Source organism: Saccharopolyspora terrae (genome assembly GCF_004348435.1).
Lineage (GTDB): Bacteria > Actinomycetota > Actinomycetes > Mycobacteriales > Pseudonocardiaceae > Saccharopolyspora > Saccharopolyspora endophytica.
In genome coordinates this window covers 16,249-28,189 of the sequence record NZ_SMKS01000030.1, presented here as the reverse complement: position 1 = coordinate 28,189, position 11,941 = coordinate 16,249, and the positions used below count along the sequence as shown (strand labels likewise).

The 11,941-nt window shown below is 70.6% G+C and carries 11 protein-coding genes; 6 read left to right on the top strand and 5 right to left on the bottom strand.

All coding sequences use genetic code 11. The features are described from left to right. The first annotated feature begins 30 nt into the window (after positions 1 to 30). A complete protein-coding gene (locus tag E1181_RS17690) occupies positions 31 to 717 on the top strand; it encodes a GNAT family N-acetyltransferase (protein WP_132676161.1) in 687 nt (228 codons plus the stop codon). 3 nt (positions 718 to 720) lie between these two features. On the opposite strand, the gene E1181_RS17685 is transcribed toward E1181_RS17690, so the two are convergent. Beyond that, a complete protein-coding gene (locus E1181_RS17685) occupies positions 721 to 2,067 on the bottom strand; it encodes a DUF2252 domain-containing protein (protein WP_132676159.1) in 1,347 nt (448 codons plus the stop codon). A gap of 304 nt (positions 2,068 to 2,371) precedes the next feature. Between E1181_RS17685 and E1181_RS17680 the strand changes: the two genes are divergently transcribed. From E1181_RS17680 to E1181_RS17665, 4 genes are all read left to right on the top strand, one after another. Continuing rightward, positions 2,372 to 3,553, top strand: coding sequence for a TetR/AcrR family transcriptional regulator (locus E1181_RS17680; protein WP_132676157.1), 1,182 nt, complete (start codon positions 2,372 to 2,374; stop codon positions 3,551 to 3,553). Between the two features lie 222 nt (positions 3,554 to 3,775). Next, positions 3,776 to 5,416: an acyl-CoA carboxylase subunit beta gene (locus E1181_RS17675; RefSeq protein WP_132676155.1), complete on the top strand. Its 1,641-nt coding sequence runs from the start codon at positions 3,776 to 3,778 to the stop codon at positions 5,414 to 5,416. 23 nt (positions 5,417 to 5,439) lie between these two features. Continuing rightward, on the top strand, positions 5,440 to 5,679 hold the full coding sequence (locus E1181_RS17670; protein WP_132676153.1) for an acyl-CoA carboxylase subunit epsilon: 240 nt from the start codon (positions 5,440 to 5,442) through the stop codon (positions 5,677 to 5,679). Positions 5,680 to 5,749: 70 nt separating this feature from the next. After that, positions 5,750 to 7,513 carry an acetyl/propionyl/methylcrotonyl-CoA carboxylase subunit alpha gene (locus E1181_RS17665; protein WP_132676233.1) on the top strand — a complete coding sequence of 588 codons (1,764 nt, stop codon included), beginning with the start codon at positions 5,750 to 5,752 and terminating at the stop codon, positions 7,511 to 7,513. A 106-nt stretch (positions 7,514 to 7,619) separates the two neighbouring features. On the opposite strand, the gene E1181_RS17660 is transcribed toward E1181_RS17665, so the two are convergent. Both E1181_RS17660 and E1181_RS17655 read right to left on the bottom strand, forming a co-directional pair. Next, entirely contained in the window at positions 7,620 to 7,826 is a 207-nt protein-coding gene (locus E1181_RS17660) for a hypothetical protein (protein WP_132676151.1), read from the bottom strand. A gap of 76 nt (positions 7,827 to 7,902) precedes the next feature. After that, on the bottom strand, positions 7,903 to 8,760 hold the full coding sequence (locus E1181_RS17655) for an alpha/beta fold hydrolase (RefSeq protein WP_132676149.1): 858 nt from the start codon (positions 8,758 to 8,760) through the stop codon (positions 7,903 to 7,905). Positions 8,761 to 8,861: 101 nt separating this feature from the next. Here E1181_RS17655 and E1181_RS17650 point away from each other — a divergent pair, with 101 nt between their 5' ends. Next, positions 8,862 to 9,251 (top strand): winged helix-turn-helix transcriptional regulator, encoded by a 390-nt coding sequence (locus tag E1181_RS17650; RefSeq protein ID WP_132676147.1) that lies wholly within the window; start codon positions 8,862 to 8,864, stop codon positions 9,249 to 9,251. Between the two features lie 103 nt (positions 9,252 to 9,354). Here the strand turns inward: E1181_RS17650 and E1181_RS17645 are convergent, their stop codons facing one another. Both E1181_RS17645 and E1181_RS17640 read right to left on the bottom strand, forming a co-directional pair. Continuing rightward, a complete protein-coding gene (locus tag E1181_RS17645) occupies positions 9,355 to 10,158 on the bottom strand; it encodes a hypothetical protein (RefSeq protein WP_132676145.1) in 804 nt (267 codons plus the stop codon). After that, on the bottom strand, positions 10,155 to 11,918 hold the full coding sequence (locus tag E1181_RS17640) for a choline/carnitine O-acyltransferase (RefSeq protein ID WP_235876846.1): 1,764 nt from the start codon (positions 11,916 to 11,918) through the stop codon (positions 10,155 to 10,157). The genes E1181_RS17645 and E1181_RS17640 overlap by 4 nt, the downstream gene beginning before the upstream one ends. Positions 11,919 to 11,941: the final 23 nt, after the last annotated feature.

The window sequence follows — 11,941 nt, the reverse complement described above, 5'->3', positions numbered from 1 at the left end:
TCCGAGGACGACCGAACACGGGGGAGTGCTGTGTCGAACGACCTGGAACAACTGGACAACCCGGTGTGGCACGCGCTCAACGGCGCGCAGGCGGACTTCGCCGAGCGATCCGGCGAGGTCGCCCGCTACGCGCCGGACGTCTCGCCCTTCGCGGCGCTGCCCACCGAGCCCGACGCCGGGGCCTGGGCCGACGCGGCGAAGCTCGTCGGGCCCGGCGGCTTCATGGTCATCACCGGGGAGCCGCGCACGCCACCGCAGGGCTGGGAGATCATCGAAGACCTCCCGGGCGTCCAGATGATCGATGACGGCGTGACCGGAGCCGCCGATCCCGAGGCGGTCCGGCTCACCGCGGCCAACGTGCCCGAGATGCTCGACCTGGTCAGGCGCACCAAGCCCGGCCCCTTCGGGGACCGCACCCTCGAGCTCGGCACCTACCTGGGCATCCGCCGCGACGGAGCGCTGATCGCGATGGCGGGCGAGCGGATGCGCCTGGGAGGGTGGACCGAGATCAGCGCGGTGTGCACCGACCCGGCCCACCGAGGCCAGGGGCTGGCGGACCGGCTGGTCCGGTCGCTGGTCGCCGGCATCCGGTCGCGCGACGAGCAGCCGTTCCTGCACGCCGTCGCCACCAACACCGGCGCCATCGCCCTCTACGAGCGGATGGGGTTCCGCATCCACCGCCGCCCGGGGTTCCAGGCCCTGCGGGCGGACGGATGAGGCTCATCCCGCGGTGGCGGTGACCCGGCCGATCTCGCCGTTGCGGAAGGCGTCGACGAACAGGCGGTAGTCGTCGCGGACGACGTCGGCGTAGTCCAGCGCGAACTCCACGAGCCAGTCGACGAACTCCTGCTCCCGGTCGCCGACGGCGTTGAGGATCGCCTCCTCGACCTGGAAGTCGACCAGCTGGTTGTCCGACTGCGCGTCCGACACGCAGTGGATCTTCGCGATCGCGCGGCCCAGGTAGTCCAGCACCGGCACGATGTCGCTCGGCTCGGTCAGGTCGTTCCACTCCAGGTCCGACTCGTACGGCGAGAGCTCGTCGACCAGGTAGCCGACCCCGCCGATCTCGGTGTGGCCGAGCATCGGGTCGGCGTGGGCCTGCAGCGCGCGCTGCGACAGGGCCGTGCGGTGCCCGTGGTGCTCGAAGTGGTCGCGGATGCGCTGGTCGGTGACCACCCGCGACGGCGCGGCCACGTTGCCCTGCTTCATCGAGAGCACGATGTCGTTCTCCAGGGCCTCGGTCGGCCCCTCGATGAGCACGTTGTACGCGGGAAGGCCCGCGCTGCCGATGCCGAAGCCGCTGGAACCGACGATGTCCTTGACCGTGTAGGCGACCTCCCGCATCCGGTTCTCCTGCGGGATGGTCTCCAGGTAGCGCGCGAACGCCTTCTCGACCTTGCCGCGCTCGGCGTCGTCGAGCTGGCGGATGTTCGGCCCACGCCGCATCCGCCGGTCGTAGCCCTCGGCCTCGGTGAGCCGGTCGAGCAGGCCGGTGCGGCTGCGCAGCCGGGTCTGCTGCAGCAGGTCGTGGATCGTGCCGTCGGTGGTCGACAGCCGCAGCGAGTAGTCGGAGTCGCCGCTCTGGGTGGCGAAGGACCGGACCTGGTCGAGGTAGGACGTCGCCGCGCGCCGGACGAACGCCACGATGTCGGCGTCGGGCAGCGCCTTGCTCCAGGCCAGCAGCGCCAGGCTCGCGGCGAAGCGCTGCAGGTCCCAGGTGAAGTGCCCGAGGTAGGCCTCGTCGAAGTCGTTGACGTCGAAGACCAGCACGCCGGAGGCGTTCATGTAGGTGCCGAAGTTCTGCGCGTGCAGGTCACCCTGGATCCACACCCTGCTGGTGCGCTCGTCGGCCCACGGATCGGGCAGCCTGTTGACGTCGGCGTAGAACAGGCACGCGGTGCCCCGGTAGAAGGCGAACGGGTCGGCCGCCATCTTGCGGAACTTGGTGCGGAACGCCGCCGGGTCGCGTTCCATGAGTTCGGAGAAGGAATCGACGAGGATGTCGGCGATCCATCGGCGGCGGGCGTCGGTGTCGGTGACGCCGAGGCTTCGAGCGAGCTCGGACATGTGGTTCCGTCCACTGTGAACAGTAGTGACAATGAGGCGTTCGCAGATTATCCGAAGTTTCTGCGGTTTTCGACGACGACAAGCCATCCACGTAGGACAAAACGGATCCCCGGTGCGATACCGATCGTCCGCATCGGCACGGCGAGTATCAGCCCGCCGCCACCACGTCGCAACGAGAGCGGGAACAGCGGGAGTCCTGCGGGCGAAACCGGGGTGCTCCTCGTGGAGATGAGCCGAGGTTGTTCCGCTTCGCGTGGCGAAATAGCCTCAGCCGGACACGGCACCGGAGCGAACGGAGGTGGTGATGGCCGAGGTGGGGAGTCCGCCCGCGCGCAACACGCGGCCCCGGAACCGGCGAGCGCTGATCACCGCTGCGGCGGCCGAGCTGTTCCACCGGGACGGCTTCGACCAGGTCGGCATGAGCGACATCGCCGAGGCGGTCGGCGTCGGGTCCTCCGCGCTCTACCGGCACTTCGCGGGCAAGCAGCAGCTGCTGACCCACGTCGTGCTCGACGAGCTGCACCCGTTCGTCGAGATCACCGCCGAGCCGGGTGACGTCGAGGACGTGGTGGCGCGGCTGGCCGCGACCGCGCTCGACCACCGGCAGCTCGGGGTGCTCTGGCAGCGCGAGTCCCGGCGGCTGCCCGAGGAGCGTCGCGACGTGCTGCGCGGCGAACTGCGCGAGGTCGCGCGCGGGCTCACCGGCCTGGCCCGGGCCTTCCGGCCCGAGCTCGGCGACGCCGACGCGCGGTTCCGCGCCTGGTGCATGTTCAGCGTGCTGACCAGCCCCTCCTACCACCAGGTGCAGCTGGGGCGAGGCGAGTTCGAACGCCTGCTCGGCGAGATGGTGGTGATCATCGGCACCCTGCCGCCGCAGGAGCTCGCGCCGCGTCCGGAAGCGCGTCCCGACCAGCTGGAGCGCTTCTCCGGACGGGCCTCGCGGCGGCGGTTGCTGCTGGCCGCGGCGACCCGGCTGTTCGCCGACGCCGGCTACACCAAGGTCACCACCGAGGACGTCGGCGCGGCGGCCGGGATCGCCGGGCCCAGCCTCTACAACTACTTCGCCAGCAAGCAGGAGCTGCTCAGCGCGGTGATCACCCGGGGCAACGCGTGGCTGGAGGTGGAGCTGGAACGCACGCTGGCCACCAAGGCCGACCCCGCCGAGGCGCTGCGGGCCCTGCTGCGCTCCTACATCCGCTTCGCCTTCGACCACGGCGGGTTCATCGACATCCTGGTCAGCGAGGTCGGCCACCTGCCCGCCGCCGAACGCCACCGCGCGCGCCAGACCCAGCACTCCTACGTCGCCGAGTGGGTCGGACTGCTGTGCGAGGCGCGTCCCGAGCTGGACCCGGTGCGCTCCCGGATCCTGGTGCAGGCCGCGCTGACCGCCGCCAACGACATGGCCCGCACCGGCCCGATCCGCGACGCCGTCGCCGTGTTGCGCCTGGGCTCGGCGCTGATGCTCGAAACACCCGTCGAAGGCTGAACCGGCGCGCTACCAGCCGTTCACTTAGAGGGAGAAAAGGCAGGAGAACCCGGCTGGAACGCCTCGGCGCGGCTAATGCTCGGTCACTTGTGCGTTTGACTCGATCAACCCCCGGCAATTAATCTCCGGCGAGACAGATCCGCCCGCCGAACCGACGGCGACAGGCTGCGCGCAGACCTGCGGATACTGGAACCGAGCAGGTAACGAGGACAGGTTGGTTGCATGAGCAGCGCGACGGAGCCGGTCGGTCAGCCGCCGGTTGATGTGCCCGACATCCACACGACCGCGGGCAAGCTGGCGGATCTGTACCGGCGGAACGACGAGGCGGTGCACGCCGGCTCGGCTCGCGCGGTGGCCAAGCAGCACGAGAAGGGCAAGAAGACCGCCCGCGAGCGCATCGACATGCTGCTGGACGAGGGCTCGTTCGTCGAGCTCGACGAGCACGCGCGGCACCGCTCCACCAACTTCGGGATGGAGGAGAACCGCCCCTACGGCGACGGCGTGGTGACCGGCTACGGCACCGTCGACGGCCGCAAGGTGTGCGTGTTCTCCCAGGACTTCACCGTCTTCGGCGGCTCGCTCGGCGAGGTCTTCGGCGAGAAGATCGTCAAGGTCATGGACCTGGCGCTCAAGACCGGCTGCCCGCTGATCGGCATCAACGACTCCGGCGGTGCCCGCATCCAGGAGGGCGTGGCGGCGCTGGGCCTCTACGCCGAGATCTTCAAGCGCAACACCCACGCCTCCGGCGTCATCCCGCAGATCTCGCTGATCATGGGACCGTGCGCGGGCGGTGCCGTGTACTCGCCGGCCATCACCGACTTCACCGTGATGGTCGACAAGACCTCGCACATGTTCATCACCGGCCCGGACGTCATCAAGACCGTTACCGGCGAGGACGTCACCTTCGAGGAGCTCGGCGGCGCGCACACCCACAACTCGCGCTCGGGCAACGCGCACTACCTCGCCTCCGACGAGGACGACGCGATCGGCTACGTCAAGGAACTGCTGTCGTTCCTGCCGAGCAACAACCTCTCGGAGGCCCCGGTCTTCGAGGGCGCCGACACCGGCGCCGGGGCGATCGCCGACGCGATCACCGACGCCGACCGCGAGCTCGACGCGCTGGTCCCGGACTCGCCGAACCAGCCCTACGACATGCACAAGGTCATCCAGACCGTGGTCGACGACGAGGAGTTCCTGGAGGTCTCCTCGCTGTTCGCGCCGAACATCATCACCGGCTACGGACGCGTCGAGGGCCAGCCGGTGGGCATCGTGGCCAACCAGCCCACCCAGTTCGCCGGAACGCTCGACATCGGCGCCAGCGAGAAGGCCGCCCGCTTCGTGCGGACCTGCGACGCCTTCAACATCCCGGTGCTGACCTTCGTCGACGTGCCGGGGTTCCTGCCCGGCACGGACCAGGAGTGGAACGGCATCATCCGGCGCGGCGCCAAGCTGCTCTACGCCTACGCCGAGGCCACCGTCCCGCTGGTCACCGTGATCACCCGCAAGGCCTACGGCGGCGCCTACGACGTGATGGGTTCCAAGCACCTCGGAGCCGACATCAACCTGGCGTGGCCGACCGCGCAGATCGCGGTCATGGGCGCGCAGGGCGCGGCCAACATCCTCTACCGGCGCCAGCTCGCCGACGCGGCCGCCGCCGGCGAGGACGTCGAGGCGCTGCGCGCGCGGTTGCAGCAGGAGTACGAGGACACCCTGTGCAACCCCTACACCGCCGCCGAGCGGGGCTACGTGGACTCGGTCATCCCGCCGTCGATGACCCGCGGCTACGTGGCCCGGTCGCTGCGCATGCTCCGCGACAAGCGAGCGAGCCTGCCGGCCAAGAAGCACGGCAACATCCCGCTGTGATCGGCGAAGCAAGGAGCCATCCGATGAGCGAGCAAACCCCGCAGCGGCCGGTGCTGCGCATCGTGCGCGGCGATCCCGACGACGTCGAGATCGCCGCCGTGGCAGCCGCGCTTGCCGGCGCGGCCGCCGCCAAGACGCCCGAGGACCAGCCCGAGCCCATGTCGTTGTGGGGTGACCCGGTCGCGGCGGTGCGCCACCCGGCGGGTCGCCGCCCGCTCCGGCCGGGGCCGCACGGGTGGCGGGCCTCGGCCCTGCCGGGCTGAACCTCGTTTCCAGACTTGACGTTTTCCGCCTGCTCCGGCGTCGCGCCGGGTACATGAGGAGTTGACCACTGTGGACGTGACGCCGATCAGCAAGGTCCTGATCGCCAACCGCGGTGAGATCGCGGTGCGGGTCATCCGCGCCTGCCAGGACGAGGCCATCACCTCCGTCGCGGTCTACGCCGAGCCGGACGCCGACGCGCAGCACGTGCGGCTCGCCGACGAGGCCTTCGCGCTGGGCGGTTCCACGCCCGGCGAGTCCTACCTGAACATCGACAAGATCATCGACGTCGCCAAGCGCTCCGGCGCGGACGCGGTGCACCCCGGCTACGGGTTCCTGTCGGAGAACGCCGACTTCGCCCAGGCCGTGCTCGACGCCGGCCTGATCTGGATCGGCCCGTCGCCGCAGGCCATCCGCGACCTCGGCGACAAGGTCACCGCCCGGCACATCGCCACCCGCGCCGGGGCGCCGCTGGTGCCCGGCACCAAGGACCCGGTCCCGGGTGCTGACGACGTCGTGGCCTTCGCCCAGGAGCACGGGCTGCCGGTGGCCATCAAGGCCGCCTTCGGCGGTGGCGGTCGCGGTCTGAAGGTCGCGCGCACCATCGAGGAGATCCCCGAGCTGTTCGCCTCCGCGGTCCGCGAGGCCGAGAGCGCCTTCGGCCGTGGTGAGTGCTTCGTCGAGCGCTACCTGGACCGCCCGCGTCACGTCGAGGCGCAGGTGATCGCCGACCAGCACGGCAACGTCGTCGTGGTGGGAACCCGCGACTGCTCGCTGCAGCGCCGCCACCAGAAGCTCGTCGAGGAGGCCCCGGCGCCGTTCCTGACCGAGGACCAGCACAGCCGGATCCACGAAGCCGCCCGCGCGATCTGCTCCGAGGCCGGCTACTACGGCGCAGGGACGGTGGAGTTCCTCGTCGGCCAGGACGGCACGATCTCGTTCCTGGAGGTCAACACCCGGCTGCAGGTCGAGCACCCGGTCTCCGAGGAGACCACCGGCATCGACCTGGTCCGCGAGCAGTTCCGCATCGCCTCCGGCGAGAAGCTGCACCTCGGTGCCGACCCGGAACCGCGCGGCCACTCCATCGAGTTCCGCATCAACGGTGAGGACGCGGGCCGCAACTTCCTGCCCGCGCCGGGCACCGTGACCAAGTTCGTCGCCCCGCAGGGCCCGGGCGTCCGCGTGGACGCGGGCGTGGAGACCGGCAGCGTCATCGGCGGCCAGTTCGACTCGCTGCTGGCCAAGGTCATCGTCACCGGCGCCGACCGGCAGCAGGCGTTGCAGCGCGCCCGCCGCGTCCTCGACGAGATGCAGGTCGAGGGCATGGCCACCGTCCTGCCGTTCCACCGCGCGATCGTGCGCGACCCGGCGTTCGTGGGCACCGACGGTTTCACCGTGCACACCCGGTGGATCGAGACCGAGTTCGACAACACCATCGAGCCCTTCGCGGGTGCCGCTGAAGCGGGCGAGGAGCCCGAGGAGCGGCAGACGATCCTCGTCGAGGTCGGCGGCCGCCGCCTGGAGGTCTCGCTGCCCGCCGCGTTCGCGGCGACCTCGGCCGCTCCGGCGGCGAAGGCCAAGCCGCGCAAGCGCGCCGCGGGCAAGGCCGGTGGTGCGGTGTCGGGCGACGCGGTCGCCGCGCCGATGCAGGGCACCATCGTGAAGGTGGCGGTCGAGGACGGTCAGGAGGTCGCCGAGGGCGACCAGATCGCCGTCCTGGAGGCCATGAAGATGGAGAACCCGGTCACCGCCCACAAGGCGGGCACGGTCACCGGCCTCACGGCCAAGCCCGGCGACTCCATCACCCAGGGCACCACCATCTGCGAGATCAAGTAGCAAGCCCCCGAGCTGGCCTGACCCGACCTGACCGGGCCTGGGCCGACCCATGCTGGCCCGACCTAACGCGGGTGGGACCGGCTGTCGCATCCCACCCGCGGTCGCCTCACCCAGTCGTTCGCATGATTTCAGTGGAAATCGGGCCACCGGTTTCCACTGAAATCGGGGTCCTGATTTCCACTGAAATCGGAACGCCGCGCTGTGAGGTGGCCGCGGCGGTGGGGAAGACGCGCGGGCGATTGCGGTTGGGGAACCGGCGGACCAGCGGGTTCGGGTCCCGGTGATGACCGAGGTTGCGACTTTCGGCGATCATCGGGGCACCTGTGCTCGCGGATCACGGCCGCGCGAACCGCTCTGGGACGACGAGCGTGGTGTCGGCCTTTCTCCGGTCACTGCGGCAGATCGGCGGAGAGGAAGGGCGCGAGGAGCTCGAACAGAGCGTCGGGGCGGTCGAGGGGGATGATGTGGCCGCAGTCCGGGAGATGGTGTCCGACCAGGTCGTCGGCGATGGGCCTGAGCTGGCGTTCGAGCCCGGTGCCGATGGGGTGAGAACCGACGGCCATGGTGGGCATGGTCAGCCGAGCCGTCGCGACGGCCTCCCGGATCTGCTGCGCGCTGGCGGGCAGGGCCCGGTAGTAGGAGAACGCGCAGCGCAGGGCCTCGCTCCCGGTGTAGGCGTGGACGAAGGCCGCGCGGATGTCGTCGGGCACTCCTCGTCCGAGCGTCCCCGCGCCGAGGAACCAGTCGATGTACGGCGCTTCGTTCCCGGCCAGGACCGTCTCGGCGAGGTCGGGGACGGCGTGGAACCCGAACCACCACGGGGCGCCGCCCGCGAAGACGTGCTCCGCTCCGGGCAACCCGCCGAGCAGTGCCTCCATCGCGACCAGGCGCCGGACGAGGTCGGGTCGGCGCAGCGCGAGCAGGACGGCGGGGGCGGTGCCCGCGTCGATGCCGACCACCGCTGCCGAGCTCTCGCCGAGCGCGTCGAGCAGCCCTTCGGCGTCGGCGGCCAGAGTGGCCGCGTCGTAGCCCTCGACGGCGCGTGCACTGGCACCGAAGCCTCGCAGGTCCGGAGCGATGACCCGGTGCTGCCCGGCCAGCCGGCCCATGATGCCGCTCCAGAGCTGCCAGGTGTGCGGGAAGCCGTGCAGCAGGAGGACCGCAGGTCCGTCCCCGGCGATCGCGACGTTGAGCGGGACGCCGTTCACCGTGAGGCGTCGCAGGTGGTGGGCGGTGGCGACGGGCATGACGGCTCCTCGAAGATGGTTACCATTGGTGACCACAGAACGATAGGTAACTGCCGGACCGCTGGGTAGACGGCACTTTCAGGGAAGGTGGTGAGCCACAGGTGACCACCCGAGGAGCCCGGGCCGCCGGTCGCGGTGATCTGTTCGATCCCCAGTGCCCGACGCGGCAGTTGCTGGACCGCATCGGTACGAAGTGGACGTCCATGGCCGTCAAGACGCTCGCCGATGCCGCACCCGACGAGGTGCGCTTCGCTGAGCTGAGACGCCGGATGCCCGGCATCTCGCAGAAGATGCTGTCCGTGACGCTGCGCAGCCTCACTCGCGACGGGCTGGTCTCGCGCCGGGTCGACCCGACCGTGCCGCCGCAGGTCTCCTACCGGCTCACCGAACTCGGGTCGTCCCTGGAAGCCGCGCTCGCGGGGCTGCGGACCTGGGCTGAGGAGCACATGGCCGAGATCGACCGCGCCAACGAAGCCGCCGACGAGGGGTAGGCGGGCAGGTTCCACGCACAGCACGGGCGCTCGATGTGGCCGCCCGTGCCGGGCGCGGAATCATCAGGTCGACGCGCGCCGTTCTCCTCCAGCGCGCTGGTTCTCAGCCGAGGACGTCCAGGGGTGGGGCGTTGCGCGGGCGGGTGAGGTAGCAGTGGGCGTGGTACCAGCCGGCCGCTTCCTTGCCCGCGGGGTCGAGACCGTGGAGCTCGACGTCGTGCACCGCTGCCCGCTGCTCCTCCTCGTCGGCGAAGCGGCGCTGCGGGAACGTCTCCGGCAGGCGCTCGGTGACCAGGCCGTGGTCGGCGAGGAGTTCGACCATGTCCGAGTAGTCGAAGACCCGCAGGACGAAGATCGCCAGCCACAGCTCGTCCGGCCGGTCGATCCCGTCGAGGAGGCGCTCGAAGGTGTTGCGGCCCACGTAGCCGACGCCGCCGGTGGAGATGATCAGGCAGGTGTCGGCGATCCCCTTGGTGAGCTCGGGGGAGGGGTCGGTGGTTTCGAGGTTCTCGGCCCAGCCGTCGGCCAGCAGGCCGGCTTTGCGGGCGTAGGAGATCGCCGGTTCGGAGATGTCCAGGCCGACGATGTCGAGGTCGTCGGCGAAATCGCGCCGGTCGGCCTCGGCGAGTTCGGCAGGGGACAACCGCGCCGCCGACGGATCGGTGTAGCGGGTGAGGACCTCGCGCGGGTCCTGAGTGGACTTCAGCAGCGCCGAGTTGATGCCGTAGGAGCAGCAGACGTCCAGGACGCGCCCGGGGCGCGCCGCCCCGATCACCTCGCGGAAGATCGGGGTGGCGCGCTGCGGGATCTGGTACTCGAACCGCTCCAGCGTCGAGACGTACGCCCGCGGGTCCGGCTGGGCGTAGATGTCGCTGAAGTCGGCCTTGCGCTCTCCGGTCAGGCTCATGATCCGGTGCTGACGAGGTCGGTGAGCTCGTCGATCGCGCGGGCGAGCTGGTCGGCGAAGGCGGTCATCTGCTCGCCGACCGTGCGCGGCGTGCTCAGGTGCACGTTGAAGCTCTGCGGCAGCAGCACGTAGGCGACTCCGATGCAGTGCTCGCTGGTGGCGCCGAAGCCGAAGTACTGGATGTTCACCGACGGCGCGGCGCTGGTGCTCAGGTAGTCGTCGCGCATCTTCTGCCATCCGGGCGAGGAGTACAGCGCGGGCGCGAAGTCCTGTCCCCGGCGGCCGGCGATCAGCTGCAGCTCCCACAGGTGCTGCTCGGGGGCGTCCCCGGCCTGGCACTCCTTGGCGCGCGTGACGTGCGCGTCGGCCGCGCGCCGGAACGCCTGCTCGCGGGTGGAGCGGTCGGCGTCGGGATCCTCCATCGCGGCGACGAAGTCGAGGATCTCCGGGGTCACCACCCGCATCGCCTCGGTGCGGCCGTGGTGGAAGTGACGGGTCGCGATGGATTCGTAGGTCGCGCCTGTGAAGCCCTTGGAACGCCGGTGCGCCAGCTGGAAGGCCATCTGCACGAACGCGTCCGGCGAGACGCCGAGCGCCTTGGAGCGCTCCGAGCCGAAGTCGTCGAAGCGCACGGTGCGGGTCGCGGTGGCGTCGGCGTAGGCCGTGTAGTCCTTGGCGGCAGCCTCGATCTCACCGGAGAGCTCGGGCGAGAGGCGGAATTCCAGCGCCCGGGGCTCCGGCGCGCCCTGCGGGGCCGCGCCCGAGGACTGCGAGTGGGATTCGGCGGTGCCCGCCATCAGCGAGTCGACGAACTCGACGATGGTGGTGCCGTCCAGCAGGCAGTGCTCGCCGTTGATTCCCGCCGAGCCGTCGGGGAACACGATGAGCGTGACGCCCTTGTCGAACCAGCGGTCGGTCGGGTCTCCGGCCAGCAGCTGCTTGCACTTGCCGTCGGTGTCGGCGGGCAGCTCGTGCTCCAGCGCCAGGCAGAACAACGCCGTCTCGATCACGTCGACCGAGCCGGTGTTGTCGATCAGCAGCGCCTCCCGGTTGCCCGCCCAGCGAGCGCGGTCGTGGCTGGTCAGCGCTCCGACTCCGGGTCCGCGGTCGGTCGTGGCGATGACCTGGCGCAGCGCTTCGGCGAGCTCGTCGAGGGTGTGCGGGATACCGTCCTGCCCGATCACGTCGAGGCGGAAGGCGTTGCCGCGGAAGAACACCACGATGTGCCGGGCTTGGCTGGGACCGGGCTGCTCGGGCGTGTTGGGCGCCCGCACCCCGTCGCGCTCGGCGCGGGGGATGCGGGTGGTGGAGAACAGGTACCGGTGCTGCTGCATCGACAGCGGCTGTCCGCGCCGCGCCGTCGGGGGCACCGACTCGGTGTCCAGCGCCAGCTTGTGGTCCACCGACGCCGCGATGAGCCGCACCGCGCGGGCGATCTGGTCGTCGTCGGTGTCGTTGAACAGGAAGAAGAAGTTCGCGTTGAGCGCGATCCGGTCCCGGCGGCCCAGGTAGCGGTCGCGCCAGAACTCGTCCAGCCAGCTGTGCACGTCGTCCTGGCCCGCGTAGGCCGTCAGGGAGGCGTGCAGCTCCTCGGCCGCGTCGGAGTCGAGGAACTCCTCGACGGCCTGCCGGGTGGCGGACAGCTCGTCCTCGCTCAGCAGCGGCGCGCACCACTGCAGGAACCGGGCGCCGCTGTCCTCGAGCGTGGGCAGCGGAACCCGGGGGAGCGCGTCCTCGTTGCCGAAAGTGCTGGTGCGCAAAGCAACCTCGATCGTCTCTAGGT

Bases quoted from the DNA above. Each gene is read 5' to 3' on its own strand.
- E1181_RS17685 (WP_132676159.1), bottom strand. From the start codon at position 2,067: ATGTCCGAGCTCGCTCGAAGCCTCGGCGTCACCGACACCGACGCCCGC.
- E1181_RS17680 (WP_132676157.1), top strand. From the start codon at position 2,372: ATGGCCGAGGTGGGGAGTCCGCCCGCGCGCAACACGCGGCCCCGGAAC.
- E1181_RS17675 (WP_132676155.1), top strand. From the start codon at position 3,776: ATGAGCAGCGCGACGGAGCCGGTCGGTCAGCCGCCGGTTGATGTGCCC.
- E1181_RS17670 (WP_132676153.1), top strand. From the start codon at position 5,440: ATGAGCGAGCAAACCCCGCAGCGGCCGGTGCTGCGCATCGTGCGCGGC.
- E1181_RS17660 (WP_132676151.1), bottom strand. From the start codon at position 7,826: ATGATCGCCGAAAGTCGCAACCTCGGTCATCACCGGGACCCGAACCCG.
- E1181_RS17655 (WP_132676149.1), bottom strand. From the start codon at position 8,760: ATGCCCGTCGCCACCGCCCACCACCTGCGACGCCTCACGGTGAACGGC.
- E1181_RS17645 (WP_132676145.1), bottom strand. From the start codon at position 10,158: ATGAGCCTGACCGGAGAGCGCAAGGCCGACTTCAGCGACATCTACGCC.